Consider the following 18,371-nt stretch of genomic DNA (forward strand, 5'->3'; position numbering starts at 1 on the left):
AGCGCATCTGAAACGGACGTCGCGATCGTCTACGAGTTGGAGCCGCCGACACCGACGGCCGAATTGGCAGGTTTCGTTGCCTTGCGGCTGGCGCGCCAGTTCTCCCACCTTTGGACAACGACAAAAAAGGTCGGAACGAACAGGACGGCAAGGCAGGTCGAGGCGAGCATGCCCGAGAATACGGTGATGCCGATCGACTTGCGGGCGTTGGCGCCGGCGCCGGTCGCGAGCACCAGCGGCAGCACGCCGAGAATGAAGGCGAAGGACGTCATCAGGATCGGCCTGAATCGCGCACGTGCGGCTGCGACCGCCGACTCCAGTAGTGGCTTGCGATCATGCACGTGCAGTTCGATCGCCACCTCAACGATCAGGATCGCGTTCTTCGCCGACAGCGCGATCAAAAGAATAATGCCGATCTGGGTGTAGAGATTATTCTCGATCCGCAGCGCGGTGAGTACCGCCATCGGGCCGAGCAGTGACAGCGGCACGGCCAGGATCACCGAAATCGGCGCGTACCAGCTTTCATACTGCCCTGCGAGCACCAGATAGACGAGCAGCAACGCAAGACCGAACACATAATAGAGCTGATTGCCGACGATCTTTTCCTGATACGACATCGCCGTCCACTCGAAGCCCGTTCCCGGAGGCAGCGTCTTCGCCGCAATCTGCTCCATCAACGCCATGGACTGCCCCGAACTGTAGCCCTGTGCTGGCAGGCCGATCACCGTCGCCGTCGGATAAAGATTATAGAGACTGATCAGCGACGGCCCCACGGCAGGCGTAATCTTCGCCACGGTGCCAAGCGGAACCATGTTGCCCTGCTGGTTGCGCACCATCAGGTTCTCGATGTCCCGGGCAGTCAGCCGGAATTTGGCATCTGCTTGTGTGTAGACCTGAAAGGTGCGGCCAAACTTGTTGAACTGGTTGACGAAGGACGAGCCCAGATAGGACAACAGGGTTGAGAACACCTGATCCGTCGTGACATGCAGGGTCTGGGTCTTGATACGGTCGATCTCGATATCGAATTGCGGCACCATTGAGCGGAACGGCGAACTGACGCGCTGCAAAGCACTCTGCGTCTCTGCATTAGCTACAATCGCCCCGGTGATCGCCTGCAGCTTGCTGTAATCGGCATTGCCATCGCGCAGTTCGATCTGCATGGCGAAGCCCGCCGCGTTGCCGATGCCCTGAATGGGCGGCGGCGGGATCACCAGAATGCGCGCCTCTGGAATCACCGACAGGCTCTCGTTCAATCCAACGAACAGCGAACGAAGATCCTGTCCCGGTCCGCGCTCGCTCCATTCTTTCAGGATCAGATAGGCGACACCGGCATTGGCCAGGCTGGAGCTGCTGTCGAGCGCGGAGATGCCGGCGATGGTAACCACCTGTTCCACCGCTGGCGTCTTCGCGGCCAATTCACTGACTCGATCGAGTACACGCTGAGTCCGATCCAGCGCGGCACCATCGGGCAACTGGACTGCGACCAGCAGATAGCCTTGATCCTCGATCGGGATGAAGCCGGTGGGGATCCGGGATAGGCCGTAACCGCCAATACTGATCAGGATCAATGCCAGGACAACCGAGAGATTGCTGTGCGCGACCATGCGACCGATCAGAGCGGCATAGCCCCGTTCGAGCCGGTCGTAGACCCTGTTGAACCCACGATAGAAAAAATTGCGCTTCTCCGGCGGCACCGGGCGGCGCAGCCACAATGCGCATTGCGTCGGCTTCAGCGTGGCCGCATTGACGGCGCTGAGCAGCGCCGTGGCCGCGATGACCAGTGCAAATTGCGCATACATGCGCCCCGTCAGCCCGGGCAGGAATGCCGCCGGCAGGAACACCGAAATCAGTACCAGCGTGATGCCGATGATCGGGGCGAACAGCTTGTCCATCGCGCTGATCGCCGCGTCATGGCCGGACATGCCCTGCTCGATGTTGTAGGCCGCGCCTTCGACGACCACGATGGCGTCATCGACGACGATGCCGATCGCCAGAACGATGGCGAACAGGGTCGACAGATTGATCGTGAAACCGAGCGCCGCCATGGCCGCAAAGGCGCCGATGATCGTCACCGGCACCGTCGTCGCCGGCACCAGCATCGCGCGCCAGTCCTGCAGGAAGATCAGGATGACCACCAGCACGAGAAGGCCAGCCTCGATAAGGGTCTTGTAGACCTCGTTGATCGATGCCTGGACGAATTTCGTGGTGTCGAACGGCGTGTCGTATTTGATGTCGTCGGGAAATTGCGTGGCCAGCGCCGCCATCTTCTTCTCGACAGCCTTCTCCACCTCGAGCGCATTGGCGCCCGGCGACTGGAATACGCCGATGCCGACGGCTGGCTTCTGGTTGAGCGAAAAGATCTGGCTGTAGGTCTGCGCACCCAATTCGACGCGTCCGACGTCACGGACCCGCGTGACATCGCCATTGTCGCCGGTCTTGACGATGATGTCCTCGAATTCGCTGGGATCATCCAGCCGCCCGTTGATGTTCAGTGTGTACTGGAAGGCCTGTCCCGCGGGCGTCGGCGGCATGCCGATTTGCCCCGCAGAAACCTGCTGGCTCTGCTGCTGGATGGACTGGATGATATCCTGCGGCATCAGCCCGCGCACTTGCAGCTTGCTCGGATCCAGCCATATCCGCATCGAATACTGGCCGGCGCCGAACACCGTCACATTGCCGACCCCCGACAGACGCGACAACTCGTCCCGGATGTTGATCGTGGCGTAATTGCTCAGAAACAGGCTGTCATAGGTCGCCTTCGGCGACGTCAGTGTCACGAACAACAGGATCGCCGTCGATTTCTTCTGAACGGTCACGCCCTGATTCTGCACGGCGGTCGGCAGCGACGACAGCGCGCTCGATACGCGGTTCTGCACCAGCACCTGCGCAAAATTCAAATCGGTGCCGATCTTGAACGTGACCGTGAGTGAATAGGTGCCATCCGCTGCGCTGTAGGACTGCATATAGAGCATATCCTCGACGCCATTCACCTGCTGCTCGATCGGCAGCGCCACCGTGTCGACGATGGTCTTGGCGCTGGCGCCGGGATAGCGCGTCGTCACCTGGACGGTCGGCGGCACCACGTCCGGATATTGTGCGACTGCGAGGCCATAGAGCGAGACGCCGCCGATCAGGATCATCAGCAACGCGATGACATTGGACAGGACCGGCCGCTCGATGAAGAACTTCGAAATCATGGCCTGTCCTATTTGGTCGGGGTCGGCGCTTCGATCTTTCTCAGTTGCGGATCGACCTTCTGCCCCGGAATGGCACGCAGCAGGCCTGCAATGACGACGCGATCATCCGGCTTCAGACCGCTTTCAATTACGCGAAGCTCACCTTCCAGCGGGCCGGTGACGACCTTGCGCTGCTCGATGACATTGTCGCCATTCACGACCAGCACATAACGCCCGGCCTGATCGCTGCCGAGCGATACATCCGGCACCAGCAGGGCGCTGTCCTGCTGGTCGATAGGCACGCGCACGCGAACATAAAAACCCGGCAACAGGATGCGATCCGGATTTGGCAGAACACCTCGCACCGGCAGCGTACCCGTCGATTGGTTGATAGTCGGCGAGATGTAGTCGATCTGGCCCTTGTGCGGAAAACCAGTCTCGGTCTGCAGTCCGATCTCGATCGGCAGCTGCCTGAGATCGTTCACCGTCAGCCCGCGTCGCCGGGCTTCATCCCGGATGCGCAGAACATCCTGTTCGTTGACGTTGAAATTCACATAAATCGGATCGAGCTGCACGATCGTCGCAAGCTGGGTCGGCGACGCGACACCAACCAGTTCGCCAACCGACACCAGATGTGCGCTGACGATGCCGTCAAATGGCGCAATGACATTCGTATAACCGTAATTGACGGCCGCGATTTTAGTGTTGACTTGCGCCTGCTGCAGATTGGCTTGTGAATTTTCTCGTGTCGCCGTCGACTGCTCGAGCGTTGACTGCGCAACAACCTGCCGGGATACGAGGTCCGACTGGCGCTTGAAATCCGATTCCGCCTGCTTTGCAGACGCCTGCGCACCGGCTTCCGCAGCCTGCGCCTGTTCAAGCTTCAACTGGTATGTCTCAGGCTCGATCGTGAACAGCGTCGTGCCCTGCTTGACGAAGGAGCCGTCCTGGTAGTTGATCGACTGCAGAACGCCCTGAACGCGCGCCACGAGATCGACATTCTTGATCGGTGCTGTATTGCCTGTCGCTTCGAGGAAGCGCGTGATGCCGCGCTGCACAGGGACCGCCACCTCAACTTTCGGCGGCGGTGGCTGCACGAAAGTGTTTTGCTCGCAGGCACTTAAAAAGAGACTCGCCAGCGCGATGCTTGAAACACGCATGACCGTGACATGCTGCAGCTGCTCAATGCGGGTTTTCGGTCCAGATGAACAGGCGCGCACAAATCGCATTGTCCTGCCTCAATCAAAAGACTCTCAAAAAAATCCTTGGCCAAAAACGACAGCCGCCCGCATCAATAGCAACAATCCACTTGTAGTGAAACCGAAACCGTAAAATGATGTCGGACCGAAGTTGTTTTGCGAATGCCTTTCAGAACTCACGCTTCTTGAAGATTTTACGCAGTTGCCCTGACTAACCGGGCGGTAGCAACGAGGATTTCAGCGATGAATTTCATGTTCGGCTTGGCCGCGCGATATCGCGTATCGATGGCTACTATCATTCTAATCGCAATCGCGAGCCCCACCTTTGCGCAAGCGCCGAGCCAGGCGCAGCGTGACGCGATCAAGACGCAGTGTCGCTCGGATTACATCGCGCATTGCTCAAGCGTTCCTCCTGGTGGAGAAGCCTCGCTGCAATGCCTGCAAAAGAACATGGCTAGTCTTTCTGCGGGATGTGCGGGCGCGGTGCGCGCAGTTCAGGCGCCAACTGCGGCACCGAAGGCCACCGCGCCGACGCCTGCTGCAGCGCCCAAGACAGAAGCAACACCACCGGCTACCAAGCCCGCGCCCGCCACTGCCGCACCAAAGGCGGCAGTGAAAAGCACAGCCCCGCCACCTGCTGCGGCAGCCACAACCGCTACGCCTGCCGCCGCCGCTGCTCCTGCAGCCATCGTGCTGCGGCCGATGCGGCCACGCGAAGAATTGCTCGTGATGAGATCAGCATGCGGTGGCGACATCAGATCGCTCTGCGGCGGCATAGCGCCTGGTGGCGGCCGCATCGTGCAATGCCTGGCCAGCAACAGCGCATCACTTTCGCCGGCTTGCACCAGCGTTCTTGCGCCATTCGCTCAACGATGAACACGATGCGCCCGGCAATAGGCGGGATCACTCTCCACGGAAGGCCAAAATCAACTGGATCAACCGGACAGACAGAATGACGTAACAGAGCGACATGATGATCTGAAGCGCCACGTGCCATTCCAACTTTGCGAGCTTGTAGAGGCCATCGAGGAAATTCAGCAGCAACAAAACAATTCCGAACAGCATGACACCGCGACCGACAAGACCGTGGCGCAAATATCCAAACAGAACGATCAGGGGCTCATTGCTCGACACATGCGCCCCGGCCGAGATGATCAAAGTGCCGATCACCATCTTTTCGACGTGACCGAATATTTCCTTTGAAGCGGGCTCGATATGTCGACCGTGAAAAGTAAGCCACCTGGTTCTGAAATCCGACATGCTTTCTCCTGTTGAGATCAACACCGGGCAAAATCGTCCCATCGCATGTTTCTGGTCGGCAAGGATTTGTATTTAGGAGATCGAATAAACGTTCTGTCGGATCGAGACGCAAGGCGGCGTCGCAAGATTTCTGATTGACCACTCAGCCTTTGCGTCTCCTGCGAACTACTCTTTGCGCGTGAAGCCACTTCTCATTTGATCGTTCTTAATTCCGCCTACTGAAGCCCACGAACCTTTCTTCGTTTGTTTTGCCAACCAACACAGCCGGGAGATCACCATGCGTACTTTCTTGATGATGGTTGCAGCCGTTCTCGCATTCGGCACGACGATGACGTTTGAAGCCACCGACGCCAACGCCGTCGTCTGCGCACGCGGCGTTTACCGTGCCGGCTGCGCCGGCTATCGTGGCGCCGCGGTGGTGCGCCGCCCGGTGGCGGTCGCGTGCCGCACCGTCTGGGTCAATGGCGTGCGCGTACGTCGCTGCTACTGAGCGACGCTGGCTCGGCCAGCCCAAATGCAAATGCCCGGCACATCTAGCGAAGCTTGCTTCGCGCTGGCCGGGCATGACGCATAATGAATTTTAATTGGGTCGGAGGTGACGCCTCAGATCCCTGACATCATGATGTATTTGATCTCAACATACTCTTCCATGCCGTGATGCGAGCCTTCGCGGCCCAAACCCGACTCCTTCACACCACCGAACGGAGCGACTTCGGTGGTGATGAGGCCGGTATTAACGCCGACCATGCCGGACTCCAGCGCTTCCGCAACACGCCAGACACGGCCGAGATCACGCGAATAGAAGTACGATGCCAGACCGAACGGCGAGGCGTTGCACATGGCGATAACGTCGGCTTCGTCCTTGAAACGGAACACCGGCGCCAGCGGGCCGAAGGTTTCTTCCTGCGAGACCAGCGCATCCGACTTCACATTGGCGAGCACCGTCGGCTCGAAGAACGTACCACCGAGCGCATGGCGCTTGCCGCCGGTGACGATCCTTGCGCCGCCCTTCACGGCATCAGCGATGTGACGCTCGACTTTCTCGATCGCCTTTTCGTTGATCAGCGGGCCTTGGGTGATGCCTTGCTCGGTGCCGTCGCCGACCTTCATGACCGCAACCTTCTTCGCCAGCTTCTCGACGAACTGATCGTAGATGGCGTCCTGAGCGTAGAGGCGATTGGCGCAGACACAGGTCTGGCCCATGTTGCGATACTTCGACACGATCGCGCCTTCGACGGCGGCGTCGATGTCGGCATCGTCGAACACCACGAAGGGCGCATTGCCGCCGAGTTCAAGGCCGAGCTTCTTCACGCCGACCGAAGCCTGCTTGTAGAGGATCTTGCCGACATTGGTGGAGCCGGTGAAGCCGACGAAACGCACCGCAGGATGTTCGCAGAGCACGAGGCCGATCGCCGATGCGTCGCCGGTGATGATGTTCAGCACACCCTTCGGCACGCCGGCACGCTCGGCGAGTTCAGCCAGCGCGAGCGCCGACAGCGGCGTCTCGTTGGCAGGCTTGATCACCACGGTGCAGCCGGCGGCCAGCGCCGGCGACACTTTGCGGGTGATCATCGAGTTCGGGAAATTCCACGGCGTGATGGCGCCGCAGACGCCGATCGGCTGCTTGATGGCGAGGAGCCGGGCATCGGCACGCTGGGTCGGGATGGTCTCGCCATAGACGCGGCGGGCTTCCTCGGCGAAGAATTCGATATAAGCGGCGCCGATATCGACCTCGCCCAGCGCTTCGGCCAGCGGCTTGCCCTGCTCGGTGGTCAGGATCAGCGCGAGATCCTCGCGGTTGGCGATGATCAGCTCGAACCACTTGCGAAGGATGTTGGAGCGCTGCTTGGCGGTGAACTTAGCCCAGGCAGGAAACGCCTTTTCGGCGGCCTCGACAGCCTGCGTCGTTTCCTTGGCGCCCATATTGGGCACCTTGGCAATTTCAATCTCATTGACCGGATTGGTCACCGAGGTCTCGCCCGTGCCGACCCAGGCGCCGTCGATGTAGCACTTGTCGCGCAGCAGCGAGGGGTCCTTGAGGCGGTCGCGCAGCGAAGGGGCGGTGGACTGGCGTGCGGCTGAGGTCGGTGACATGGGCGGTTCTCCTGCGGAAAGTGTCGCGAACGTATAGCCGCGGACTTGTAGAGGAGTATAGGCCCGAAAGCGCCCCTTGGCGGCGAATGGCAGCTATCGCCCGCAGGGGTATTTAACGCCCGAATTCAACAGTCGCAGAACGCCGCAAGCCCGATCAGGCCGCGCCGCGCATATAGGTCTCGCGCCGATCGATCATTCGCTCGAAAGCGATGCGGGCGTTGGCACGGTTGGTCGTGGAGAAGGTGCGGTATTCCAGCTCCGGCAGCATCGCTGCGTCGCTGCGACCGAACCAGGAAATAAACGATTTGGGCGGGGCCGAAATCTTCGCCAGCGCCTGCGCCAGATTTTCAGCCGCATCGAAAGCGAACAGGGCGCCGGTCTGCGCCACGCGAACTTCGAAAATTCCTGGACCGATCGGGGCCTCGATGCTCTCGCCACGGGAAGCGCGGGGATAATGTTTCCAGTCGGTCCAGTTCGCGATCATCGTCGGTCTCCGCAGCTGACACGCTGCACGTGTTACTCATCGTCTTACGGGTTAGTGTCGGAAAGCGCTTTGACGTTCACGTCATTCTTTGAACACAGCTGCGCCAATTTCGTTCCAAGGCGCGATGAAACTCGCCCCCAGGCCCGATATGGTTCCCCTCAAATGCTAAAACCAGCGCAAATGTAATCACATCCGCGAGACCGACGACCTCGCGCCCAAGTTGAATGTCCACGCCGCACATCGGTAAGATCAAAGAGATCGGAGAGGAAACGGATGTCAGTTCAAGTCGAGATTGACCGGATTCTGCAGCAAGCCAGCGAAACCAGCGCGATTCCAGGTGCCGTGACGGTGGCTGCGACGCGGAATGAGATCATTTACCAAGGAGCATTCGGCAAGCGCGACGCATCCAAAGATACCACCATGACGCCGGACAGCGTGTTCTGGATCGCCTCCATGACCAAGGCGATTACGGCCGCTGCAGCGATGCAGCTGGTGGAGCAGGACAAATTGACGCTGGACGCACCGCTGGCGACCATGCTTCAGGACCTCGCGGAGACGCAGGTGCTGGATGGTTTCGACAGCGAAGGCACTCCGAAACTACGTCCGCCGCGCCAGCCGATCACCTTGCGGCATCTGCTGACCCACACCGCCGGCTTCTGTTACGACATGTGGAACGGCGACATGGTGCGCTATCTTGAGACAACCGGCATTCCGCCGTTTCGCTCCGGACTGAACGCCGCCATGAAGGTGCCGATCATGCGCGATCCCGGGACCCGCTGGGAGTACGGCACCAATATCGACTTCGTCGGCAAGGTCGTCGAGGCCGTCAGCGGCGAACGCCTGGACGCCTATTTCCAGAACCATTTGCTGGCGCCACTTGGGATGACCGACACCGCCTTCGTGATTGGCGGCGACCAGCGCAAGCGCCTCGTTGCCATGCACAGCCGCGGCGCCGACGGTGCACTGACCCCGATCCCATTCGAGATCAAACAGGATCCGGAATTCTTCGCCGGTGGCGGGGGGCTCTATGGCACCGCCCCCGACTACATCAAGTTTACGCAAATGATGCTGAATAACGGGACCGGCAACGGCAATCGGATATTAAAGCCAGAGACCGTCGCGCTGATGAGCCACAACCACATCGGCGAACTCAACATGACGCCGATGACTTCAGCAGTGCCGACCGCCAGTAACAATGTCGACTTCCTTCCGGGCATCGACAAGAAATACGGCCTCAGCTTCATGATCAACACGGCGCAGTCAGCCGAAGGCCGTAGCGCCGGCAGCCTTGCCTGGGCCGGACTCGCTAACACCTATTACTGGATAGATCCAGCGCGAGATATCACCGGCGTCATCATGATGCAGGTGCTGCCGTTTGCGGATTCGACCTGTTTAAAGGTGTTTTCGGATTTCGAACGCGCCGTTTATGCGGAGCTGCATGCGAAGAAGGCGGCGTGAGAGCCGCGATGCGCTGATCTCTCACCACGTCATGGCCGGGCTTGACCCGGCCATCCACGACTTTCCTCTCTTGCCAAGACGTGGATGCCCGGCACATCTAGCGAAGCTCGCTTCACGCTGCCGGGCATGACGACAGAGAAGAAAACCCAAGAAATGCAGCCTTAAACCGGCAACCCGTTCTTGCCCGCAAGGTCCTTCAGCGAAACCTGGGGACGCGCGCCGATATGCTGGATGACTTCGGCAGCGGCCATCGCGCCGAGCTTGCCGGCATTCTCATACCCGGCGTTGCGCACCAGGCCGAACAGGAAGCCCGCTGCGAACAAATCGCCAGCGCCTGTCGTGTCGACGAGCTTCTCGATCTTGTGTGCAGGGACCGCAACGATGCCATCGCCCGATGTCACGACACAGCCCTTCTCGCTGCGGGTGACGACGCCGAGCTTGATGTCCTTACCGAGCTGCTTGAGCGCGGCATCGAAATCCGTGGTCTCGTAGAGCGAGGTCAGTTCGGCCTCGTTCGCGAAGATGAGATCGACGGTGCCGGAACGCATCAGGTCGAGAAACTCGGCACGATAACGACCAACGCAGAACGCGTCCGACAGCGTTAACGCGACCTGGCGCTTGGCGTCGTGGGCGATCTTCGAGGCTTTCACGAAGGCTTCCTTGGCGCTGGCGGGATCCCATAGATAGCCTTCGAGATAGACGATCGAAGAAGCTGCAACGGCGGCGGCGTCGATATCGGCGGGCGTCAGATCCTGCGCGGCACCGAGATAGGTGTTCATGGTGCGCTCACCATCGGGCGTCACCAGGATGTAGGAACAGCCGGTGGCCGGACCGCCGGTGGCGGGTTTGGTGTCGAACGCAACGCCGGCCGCACGGATGTCGTGGGTATAGAGCGTGCCGATCTGGTCATCCTTGACCTTGCCGACATAGGCCGCGCGGGCGCCGAGGCTGGCGAGGCCGACGATGGTATTGGCGGCCGAACCGCCGGACATTTCGGTGGCAGGGCCCATCGCCTTGTAGATCGCAGCGGCGCGGGCTTCGTCGATCAGCGCCATACCGCCCTTGGTCATCTCATGCGCGGCGAGAAACTTGTCGTCGGCCTGCACCAGCACATCGAAAATCGCGTTGCCGATTCCGAGCACGTCATATTTTGCTGAGGTCATTAAGAATATCCCGTTGCGGCAATTGCGATGAGGCTGAAAATCCGTTTCAACTCGTCTCGCGGTCGCCCAAGTTGAGCCGTCGGCAAAGGCCGGTTTGATGGCTGCAGCGACTATCACGTTCTGCCCCGCGCCAGCAAGGACAGCCCCTTACGATGGTTCTATGATCCGTTCCATCCTGACCGTTTCCACGGGCACTTTGGCGTCGCGATTGCTGGGCTTTGCCCGCGACGCAATGGTGGCTGCGCTGCTCGGTGCAGGCCCGATCGCGGATGCTTTTCTGGTCGCATTTCAGCTCGTCAATGTGATCCGCCGGCTGCTCACCGAGGGCGCGCTGAACGCGGCGCTGATTCCGGCCTGGCTGCGCATCCAGACGACGCAGGGCGCTGTCGCAGCCACAGCTTTTGCGGGTCGTGTGCTCGGCACCATCAGCGTTGCGCTGATGGTCGCGACGATCCTGATCGGCTTTGCGATGCCGCTCGTGATCGCAATGCTTGCCCCGGGTTTCGTCGGCCAGCCGACGCTGCAGCTCGCCGTCGACAATGCGCGATTGATGCTGCCCTATCTCGCTTTCGCCGGCCCCGTCACTGTCATGATGGGACTGCTGAACGCGCAACAACGCTTCGCGGTGACCGCATTTTCGCCGCTGCTCTTCAACATCGCCCTGATCGCCGTCATGGCCCTACTGCTAGTGTGGCGGCAAGAGCCGGACACTGCCGCTATGGCCATGGCGGCCACTGTGGGCATTGCCGGGCTGCTACAATTGCTGATGCTGATCTTGCGGAAATCTGGCGGCAATCTTGCGGCGCCTTTGCGGCTGTCGTTCGATGGCGAGATGCGCGGCTTCTTCCGCAAGGCGTTGCCTGGCATGGTCGCCAATTCCGGGCCGCAGCTTCTCATCGTCACCGGCGCAATCATCGCATCGACGACTCCGGCTGCCGTATCGTGGCTGTATTTCGCGAACCGCCTGATTGAACTGCCGCTCGGCATCGTCGGCACGGCCATGGGCACTGTGCTGGTCCCCGCATTGACGCGCGCCGTGCGATCAGACGATCAAGCCGCCATCGCGCAGGCGGAATCGCGCGGGTTTGAACTCGCGATCGGTCTCGCATTGCCGGCTACGCTCGGACTGATGATATTGAGCCATCTCATCGTGCAGTGTCTGTTCCAACACGGCGCGTTCGGCGCGAGCGACACGATCTCGACTGCAAGCGCGCTGATATGGCTGGCTTTGGGCCTGCCCGCTCAGGTGCTCGTGAAAGCCTTGTCGCCGGCCTTCTTCGCACGCGAGGACACGACGACGCCGCTGCTGGCGACGCTCGTCGGTTTGGTAATCGCAATCATCTTCGCACTGGTTTTGAATAGGCCATTCGGTACGAGCGGCATCGCGGCGGCGATCGCTCTGGCTGCGTGGGGCAGCGCGATCTTTTTGATCGTCCGGAGCGCAGCAGCTTTCGGCTTCTCGCCCGACCATGATGCAAGACGCCGACTGCCGATCATTGTCCTGTCGTCGCTGACCATGGGCGGCCTGCTATGGCTCGCCGCGCATATTGCCTTGCCCTGGACGGCGCAGGCCCACGGCCTGGTACGAGCGAGCTTGCTCGGCCTCCTGATCGTTGGCGGGCTGGCAATCTACGCAGCACTGCTCACCCTCTCCGGCGCCGTGCGCTGGGCCGAAGTCCGCGGCGCCCTCAAGCGATCACCGGCGGCCGGCTAGGGCAGATTGGCAATGGACGCCGCCCGGCGCCTATGGCAAGTCACGCCCCTTGGCCCGCATTCCACCACGGGCGTACAGGAACTAGACGATGGCTTTTACTCAACGGGTTTTTTCGGGCGTCCAGCCGACCGGCAATCTGCACCTCGGCAACTATCTCGGCGCGATCGTGAATTTCGTCAAACTGCAGGAGACGCATAATTGCATCTACTGCGTGGTCGATATGCATGCCGTCACCGTGCCTATTTCCGTGTGGGGCGGCCCGGATGAATTGCGCCGCAACACCCGTGAAGTGACTGCGGCCTTCATCGCCTCGGGCATCGATCCAAAGAAGCAGATCATCTTCAACCAGAGCCAGGTCTCCGGCCACGCCGAGCTGGCCTGGATTTTCAATTGCGTCGCTCGCCTCGGCTGGCTGAATCGCATGACCCAGTTCAAGGAAAAGGCCGGCAAGGACCGCGAAAACGCGTCCGTGGGTCTCTATGATTATCCGGTGCTGATGGCTGCGGACATTCTGCTGTATCGCGCCACGCACGTTCCGGTCGGCGAGGACCAGAAGCAGCATCTCGAACTGTGCCGCGACATTTCGCAGAAGTTCAACAACGACTTCGCCGAATCCATCGCAGCGCAGGGCCATGACGGCCCTTACTTCCCGATGCCGGAGCCTGTCATCACTGGCCCGGCAACGCGGGTGATGAGCCTGCGCGACGGCACCAAGAAGATGTCGAAGTCGGACGCGTCGGACAATTCGCGCATCAACCTCACGGATGATGCGGACACCATCGCGCAGAAGATCCGCAAGGCGAAGACTGATCCGGAACCGTTGCCGTCGGAAGAGAAGGGCCTTGAGCCGCGTCCCGAGGCCGACAATCTCGTCGGTATCTATGCCGCACTGTCCAACCGGTCGAAGGCTGACATTCTCACAGAATTCGGCGGCGCGCAGTTTTCCGGCTTCAAATCGAGCCTCGTCGATCTCGCTGTCGAAAAACTGTCGCCTATCGCCGGCGAGATGAAGCGGCTGACGACATCCGATCTGACCTATGTCGATCAGGTTCTGGCCGATGGCGGTGAACGCGCAGGTGTCATCGCTGCCGAAACCATCAAGTCCGTGAAGGACATCATCGGCTTCGTCCACAAGCGGTAATTTTCGCTACCGCATTCCTTTTCTCCGCCACAATCGACGCGACGCAAGTCATCCTTGCGTCGCGCTTGTCGAACGTCGCTGCGCCGTGGCAGCATGACACGATTGCCAAGCCGCTCACATTCTGGCGCATCAGACGCGCCACAGCATCGGGACATGCATGAGCACCCAGCGACGTAGTTATGAGAGCGGCCACAAGCCGAAATGCCTCGTGGTCGTCGATGACAGCGAGGAATGGGATCGCGCAGTATATTACGCCAGTCGCTGGGCCATTCGTGTCGGTGGCGGCGTGGTAATGCTGCGCATCATCGACACTGAAGATCGCAACCAGCAATGGCTCGGCGTTGCCGACGTCATGAAGGCCGAAGCCGAAGAAGGCGCCAATGCCGCGCTGGACCGCGCCTCGGGCCGCGCCAATGGCATCGCCGCCATCACCCCTGAACGCGTGATCCGCGAGGGTGATCCCACCGAGCAAATCCTCGACGTAATCGACAAGGACGTCGACATTTCCATGCTGGTGCTGGCTGCCTCGGCCGGCGCGGAAGGCCCCGGCCCGATCGTCACCATGATGGCCAAGCTGGTCGGCTCGTTTCCGGTGCCGGTCGTCATCGTGTCGGGCGCCCTGAGCGACCTCGACATCGACGCCCTGTCGTAACCACCCTTTCGGACGGCTAAGGGACTGCGAAATAGGCCGAATTCGGCGATTTCGCGCCTTGATCGTGCGTTTTTCGTCGCCATCTGCTAGGGGATACTCACGCGCCGGCCTTGAACCGGCGACGCAGGAGAGACCGATGTTCATCCAGACCGAAGCTACCCCCAATCCCGCCACGCTGAAGTTCATTCCCGGCCGCGACGTGCTCGACAGCGGCACCATGGAATTCACCTCACCGGAAGCCGCAACGCGTTCGCCGCTGGCCGAAAAGCTGTTCGCCGTGAAGGGCGTCACCAGCGTGTTCTACGGCTCCGACTTCGTCACCGTAACCAAGGACGACAGCGACTGGCAGCACCTCAAGCCGGCGATCCTCGGCGCCATCATGGAGCACTACATGTCCGGCGCGCCGCTCATGGCCGACGGCAGCGTGAAGGGCGACGTGATCTCCGACGACGAGGCAGAATTCTTCAATGAGGAAGACGCCGAGACAGTCGATACGATTAAGGACCTGATCGAGACCCGCGTGCGCCCGGCTGTTGCGAATGACGGCGGCGACATTACTTTCCGCGGCTTCAAGGACGGCATCGTCTATCTGAACATGAAGGGGTCGTGCGCCGGCTGCCCGTCATCGACAGCGACCCTGCAGCACGGCATACAGAACCTGCTGAAGCACTTCGTGCCGGACGTTGTCGAAGTCCGCCCGATGTAAGTTCGGTCGCACCGCGACACATAAAAATGCCCGGGACAATCCCGGGCATTTTCGTTTCTGGAACCAGCCTTCGTTTAGCGGCCGATACTTGCGGCTTCTTCTGCGGCCCGCTGCATGCTCGATGACATTTCGTTCGTCACCGTGCTCTGCTCTTCGACGGCGGCCGCCGTTGCGGTGACATATTCGCTGACGTTCTGGATCTCCTGCTTGATCGCGCTCAGCGCGTCGACCACATCGCTCGAAATGCCATTGAGGCTGCCGATCTCGCTGGCGATCTTATCGGTCGCCTGCTTGGCCTGGTTGGCCAGATTTTTCACCTCCGATGCAACGACCGCAAAGCCACGACCGGCTTCACCGGCACGCGCCGATTCGATGGTGGCATTCAGCGCCAACAAGTTGATTTGCCCGGTGATGTTGCCGATCAGCTCGACGATCCCGCTCATCGCCTGCGCTGCCGTGCTGAGACGCTGCGCTTGATCGTCCGCCAACTCGACCTTGCCCACCGCAGACATCGCCGTGGTCTTTGATTTCATCATGGCCTCAGAGATTTCGCGCACCGACGCGTTCAGTTCCTCAGCGCCAGCGGCGACCGATTCCATCATCGCGCGGACGCGTTCGCTCTTCATGCGCGCGATCACCTGCGCCGTGGTGTCGGTGGCATACTTCACGACCTTGTAGGGCCTGCCATTGAGGTCGAGAATCGGATTGTACGAAGCCTGTATCCAGACTTGTTTGCCGCCCTTACCGATCCGCTGGTACTCCGCCGCCTGGTAGTTACCCCGCTTGAGCGCCGCCCAGAATTCGCGATAGTCGGCACCGTCGCGCTCACTCGGCACAACGAACATGCTGTGGTGCTTGCCCTGTATTTCCGAGAGCGCGTAACCGAGCACGCCCAGAAAATTCTCATTGGCGCTGAGAACGATGCCATCCATGCTAAATTCGATCACGGCCTGCGACTTGCCGATGGCCTCGATCTGACCTGAGAAATTCGCCGTGCGCAGCTTCTGATCGGTAACGTCTGACGCGAACTTGACTACCTTGATTGGCCGGCCTGTCTCATCAAGGATTGGATTGTAGGTCGCGAGAATCCAGACCTCTTTGCCGTTCTTGCCGATCCGCTTGTATTCGGCGGCCTGATATTCACCACGATTGAGGCTGGCCCAGAATTCGCGATAGGCCGCGCCGTCGCGAGTTGCAGAATCGACAAACATGCTGTGATGTTTGCCTTCGATTTCCGCGAGATTGTAACCCATGACATTCAAGAACAAGTCATTGGCCGTGACAATCGTCCCATCGAGCTTGAACTCGATGACAGCCTGCGAACGACTGATGGCTGCGATCTTGCCGGCATCGTCCATACTGCGGGTTTTCACTGCAGTTGTATCCATGGCAAACTTGACGATTTTCAGGGGCTTGCCATCATTCCCAAGGATCGGGTTGTAGGAACCCTGGATCCAGACCTCCTTGCCACCTTTGCCGAGACGCTTGAACTCGCCGGCCTGGTACTCGCCGCGATTGAGGTTATTCCAGAACGCGCGATATTCCGCGCTGCTCTTCATTTCCGGCGTCACGAACATGCTGTGGTTCTTGCCGACGATTTCTTCCAGCGTATATCCAAGGGCGGACAGGAAGTTTGGATTGGCTCCGAGAATCGTGCCGTCAGCGCTGAACTCGATCACGGCTTGCGATTTTTTGATCGCTGCCGCCAGGGCCCGCCCCTCGCGCGCCTCTGAACTGCTCAACCAATGCAGCATCGGATCGCCTCCCATAAATATAATCGTATCCAAAAAATTAGACGAATAATTTCAGCCCGCATGAAAGCCACACGCATCCGCGAAATGTCGCTTCCAAACGGTATGCTTATCTCATCGATCTCCGAAGAATTTATTAAGTGAAGCTTTTAACCAGAGTGAAACTGAAGCTGTTCCACGAGCCCATTTCGCTCACGGGAACTTTCGTGGTCTCGCTATCGTATCTTGTGAAATATCTTTATGAGAAAGCGAGTAGTGGATGCACGCCAAAGCTGCCGCCCCTCTCCGGCAGCAAAGCGAATCACAGCACCATTGCGCGTGGAGCGATATTCTGCGAGTGGCAGGCGCAAACCCTCGCAAGCCGTGGTAGCGTCTCTTTTATGTTGATCCTTGCCATTGATACCGCCCTCGATGCCTGCGCCGCAGCCATCCTCGACACCCGCACCAGCAAGCTCATTGCGCATGAGTCCATGCCGATGAAGCGCGGTCATGCCGAGGCGCTGATGCCGTTGCTCGGGCGCGTCATGGCGGGCTCCGGCATCGCCTTCGCTGACCTCGACCGCATTGCCGTCACCACTGGCCCCGGCAGCTTCACCGGGCTGCGCGTCGGCCTGGCGGCGGCGCGCGGCATTGGCCTGGCGGCGAGCAAGCCCGTGGTCGGCATCACCACGCTGACGGCCTATGCAGCCCCTGTCGTCAGCGAGAACATGGATGCGCCTGTCATCGCCGCCATCGATGCGCGGCATGACCATGTCTATTTCCAGGTCGTCAGCGGTAACGGCACCTCGCTGGTGCGGCCGGGCGTCATCCCCATCGACGAGGCCCTTGAGGCCGTGCAGTTCGGCGCACCGTATCTGGTCGGCAATGCCGCAGAGATCCTGGCCACGCGTTGGCCGTCCGATGCGCCGGCGCCGTTGCACGTCGACATGCAACCCGCTCCCGAAATCTCATGGGTGGCATGGCTTGGCGCCGCGGTGAATCCGGAAACCGCGCTGGCGCGTCCCTACTATCTGCGCGCCCCTGATGCCAAGCCGCAAAGCAGCCTGATGCAGCAGGCCGCACTAGCCGCATCATGATGCCGGCCTGGTTGCTGCGCCTGTTCAGCCGCGGCAACGCGGTGGTCGAGCCCGCGACATTGCGCGACGCGCGACAACTTGCGCAGTTGCATGCCGCGTCCTTCCATCGCGGTTGGGGTGCCGGGGAGTTCGAACAGATGCTGCGCGAACAAAACACCCTCGTGCATCGGCTGAAACTGCGCGGCCACCTCATCGGCTTCGCGGTCTCGCGAATCGCGGCCGACGAAGCCGAGATTCTCTCCATCGCCGTATCGGCCGGTTATCGCGGCCGCGGCCTGTCGCGCGATCTATTTCTCACCCATCTCGGTCATCTGGCCGGTCGCGGCGTGCGTACCGTGTTCCTCGAAGTCGAGGAAAATAATCTACCGGCGCGGCGGCTTTACGACAGAACCGGCTTCGCAGTCGCGGGACGCCGGGAACGTTACTACAAGGAAGCGGATGGAGCGGAATTGAATGCGCTGGTGATGCGGCGCGACTTGTCCTGACGCCTGCGGAGT

16 protein-coding genes are annotated in these 18,371 nt (G+C 60.4%); 8 read left to right on the forward strand and 8 right to left on the reverse strand.

Features of this window, described 5'->3' with window-relative positions; genetic code table 11:
• Positions 1-29: 29 nt before the first annotated feature.
• The 4 genes from AB7828_RS20440 to AB7828_RS20455 all read right to left on the reverse strand — a co-directional run bounded on the left by AB7828_RS20440 (position 30) and on the right by AB7828_RS20455 (position 5,659).
• Positions 30-3,197 (reverse strand): efflux RND transporter permease subunit, encoded by a 3,168-nt coding sequence (locus AB7828_RS20440; protein ID WP_441231029.1) that lies wholly within the window; start codon positions 3,195-3,197, stop codon positions 30-32.
• Between the two features lie 8 nt (positions 3,198-3,205).
• Positions 3,206-4,336, reverse strand: coding sequence for an efflux RND transporter periplasmic adaptor subunit (locus AB7828_RS20445; protein ID WP_441231030.1), 1,131 nt, complete (start codon positions 4,334-4,336; stop codon positions 3,206-3,208).
• A gap of 533 nt (positions 4,337-4,869) precedes the next feature.
• Positions 4,870-5,220 (reverse strand): hypothetical protein, encoded by a 351-nt coding sequence (locus AB7828_RS20450; protein ID WP_139285799.1) that lies wholly within the window; start codon positions 5,218-5,220, stop codon positions 4,870-4,872.
• Positions 5,221-5,278: 58 nt separating this feature from the next.
• A complete protein-coding gene (locus AB7828_RS20455; RefSeq protein WP_441231031.1) occupies positions 5,279-5,659 on the reverse strand; it encodes a hypothetical protein in 381 nt (126 codons plus the stop codon).
• 253 nt (positions 5,660-5,912) lie between these two features.
• Here AB7828_RS20455 and AB7828_RS20460 point away from each other — a divergent pair, with 253 nt between their 5' ends.
• Entirely contained in the window at positions 5,913-6,125 is a 213-nt protein-coding gene (locus AB7828_RS20460) for a hypothetical protein (RefSeq protein ID WP_089263345.1), read from the forward strand.
• 113 nt (positions 6,126-6,238) lie between these two features.
• Here the strand turns inward: AB7828_RS20460 and AB7828_RS20465 are convergent, their stop codons facing one another.
• Both AB7828_RS20465 and AB7828_RS20470 read right to left on the reverse strand, forming a co-directional pair.
• Positions 6,239-7,729: an NAD-dependent succinate-semialdehyde dehydrogenase gene (locus AB7828_RS20465; protein WP_441231032.1), complete on the reverse strand. Its 1,491-nt coding sequence runs from the start codon at positions 7,727-7,729 to the stop codon at positions 6,239-6,241.
• A gap of 154 nt (positions 7,730-7,883) precedes the next feature.
• A complete protein-coding gene (locus tag AB7828_RS20470; protein ID WP_120287595.1) occupies positions 7,884-8,213 on the reverse strand; it encodes a hypothetical protein in 330 nt (109 codons plus the stop codon).
• A gap of 273 nt (positions 8,214-8,486) precedes the next feature.
• On the opposite strand from AB7828_RS20470, the gene AB7828_RS20475 reads away from it, so the two are divergent.
• Positions 8,487-9,671 carry a serine hydrolase domain-containing protein gene (locus AB7828_RS20475; RefSeq protein ID WP_441231033.1) on the forward strand — a complete coding sequence of 395 codons (1,185 nt, stop codon included), beginning with the start codon at positions 8,487-8,489 and terminating at the stop codon, positions 9,669-9,671.
• A 161-nt stretch (positions 9,672-9,832) separates the two neighbouring features.
• Here AB7828_RS20475 and AB7828_RS20480 read toward each other — a convergent pair whose 3' ends face one another.
• Entirely contained in the window at positions 9,833-10,834 is a 1,002-nt protein-coding gene (locus AB7828_RS20480; protein ID WP_309941794.1) for an adenosine kinase, read from the reverse strand.
• Between the two features lie 160 nt (positions 10,835-10,994).
• Between AB7828_RS20480 and murJ the strand changes: the two genes are divergently transcribed.
• From murJ to AB7828_RS20500, 4 genes are all read left to right on the forward strand, one after another.
• Positions 10,995-12,548 carry a murein biosynthesis integral membrane protein MurJ gene (gene murJ, locus AB7828_RS20485; RefSeq protein ID WP_441231034.1) on the forward strand — a complete coding sequence of 518 codons (1,554 nt, stop codon included), beginning with the start codon at positions 10,995-10,997 and terminating at the stop codon, positions 12,546-12,548.
• Positions 12,549-12,636: 88 nt separating this feature from the next.
• Positions 12,637-13,689, forward strand: coding sequence for a tryptophan--tRNA ligase (gene trpS / locus AB7828_RS20490; RefSeq protein WP_441231035.1), 1,053 nt, complete (start codon positions 12,637-12,639; stop codon positions 13,687-13,689).
• A gap of 157 nt (positions 13,690-13,846) precedes the next feature.
• A complete protein-coding gene (locus AB7828_RS20495) occupies positions 13,847-14,341 on the forward strand; it encodes a universal stress protein (RefSeq protein WP_089263331.1) in 495 nt (164 codons plus the stop codon).
• 136 nt (positions 14,342-14,477) lie between these two features.
• On the forward strand, positions 14,478-15,047 hold the full coding sequence (locus AB7828_RS20500) for a NifU family protein (RefSeq protein WP_120287600.1): 570 nt from the start codon (positions 14,478-14,480) through the stop codon (positions 15,045-15,047).
• A 74-nt stretch (positions 15,048-15,121) separates the two neighbouring features.
• On the opposite strand, the gene AB7828_RS20505 is transcribed toward AB7828_RS20500, so the two are convergent.
• Positions 15,122-16,801, reverse strand: a complete 1,680-nt coding sequence (locus tag AB7828_RS20505; RefSeq protein ID WP_441228273.1) for a methyl-accepting chemotaxis protein — start codon at positions 16,799-16,801, stop codon at positions 15,122-15,124.
• Between the two features lie 377 nt (positions 16,802-17,178).
• Here AB7828_RS20505 and tsaB point away from each other — a divergent pair, with 377 nt between their 5' ends.
• Together tsaB and rimI are read left to right on the forward strand one after the other, a co-directional pair.
• The gene (tsaB, locus tag AB7828_RS20510; protein WP_441228274.1) at positions 17,179-17,874 is read left to right on the forward strand and encodes a tRNA (adenosine(37)-N6)-threonylcarbamoyltransferase complex dimerization subunit type 1 TsaB; all 696 of its coding nucleotides are present in this window, start codon (positions 17,179-17,181) and stop codon (positions 17,872-17,874) included.
• Positions 17,874-18,359 (forward strand): ribosomal protein S18-alanine N-acetyltransferase, encoded by a 486-nt coding sequence (rimI, locus tag AB7828_RS20515; protein ID WP_441228977.1) that lies wholly within the window; start codon positions 17,874-17,876, stop codon positions 18,357-18,359. Before tsaB ends, rimI begins: the two co-directional genes overlap by 1 nt.
• Positions 18,360-18,371 lie beyond the last annotated feature (12 nt).

The organism is Tardiphaga sp. 215_C5_N2_1, assembly GCF_052076055.1.
GTDB classification, from domain to species: Bacteria; Pseudomonadota; Alphaproteobacteria; order Rhizobiales; family Xanthobacteraceae; genus Tardiphaga; species Tardiphaga robiniae.

Coding starts and splice junctions, on each gene's coding strand:
- AB7828_RS20500 (WP_120287600.1), top strand. CDS start 14,478: ATGTTCATCCAGACCGAAGCTACCCCCAATCCCGCCACGCTGAAGTTC.
- AB7828_RS20440 (WP_441231029.1), bottom strand. CDS start 3,197: ATGATTTCGAAGTTCTTCATCGAGCGGCCGGTCCTGTCCAATGTCATC.
- trpS (WP_441231035.1), top strand. CDS start 12,637: ATGGCTTTTACTCAACGGGTTTTTTCGGGCGTCCAGCCGACCGGCAAT.
- tsaB (WP_441228274.1), top strand. CDS start 17,179: ATGTTGATCCTTGCCATTGATACCGCCCTCGATGCCTGCGCCGCAGCC.
- rimI (WP_441228977.1), top strand. CDS start 17,874: ATGCCGGCCTGGTTGCTGCGCCTGTTCAGCCGCGGCAACGCGGTGGTC.
- AB7828_RS20495 (WP_089263331.1), top strand. CDS start 13,847: ATGAGCACCCAGCGACGTAGTTATGAGAGCGGCCACAAGCCGAAATGC.
- AB7828_RS20505 (WP_441228273.1), bottom strand. CDS start 16,801: ATGCTGCATTGGTTGAGCAGTTCAGAGGCGCGCGAGGGGCGGGCCCTG.
- AB7828_RS20460 (WP_089263345.1), top strand. CDS start 5,913: ATGCGTACTTTCTTGATGATGGTTGCAGCCGTTCTCGCATTCGGCACG.
- AB7828_RS20475 (WP_441231033.1), top strand. CDS start 8,487: ATGTCAGTTCAAGTCGAGATTGACCGGATTCTGCAGCAAGCCAGCGAA.
- AB7828_RS20465 (WP_441231032.1), bottom strand. CDS start 7,729: ATGTCACCGACCTCAGCCGCACGCCAGTCCACCGCCCCTTCGCTGCGC.
- AB7828_RS20445 (WP_441231030.1), bottom strand. CDS start 4,336: ATGCGTGTTTCAAGCATCGCGCTGGCGAGTCTCTTTTTAAGTGCCTGC.
- AB7828_RS20470 (WP_120287595.1), bottom strand. CDS start 8,213: ATGATCGCGAACTGGACCGACTGGAAACATTATCCCCGCGCTTCCCGT.
- murJ (WP_441231034.1), top strand. CDS start 10,995: ATGATCCGTTCCATCCTGACCGTTTCCACGGGCACTTTGGCGTCGCGA.
- AB7828_RS20480 (WP_309941794.1), bottom strand. CDS start 10,834: ATGACCTCAGCAAAATATGACGTGCTCGGAATCGGCAACGCGATTTTC.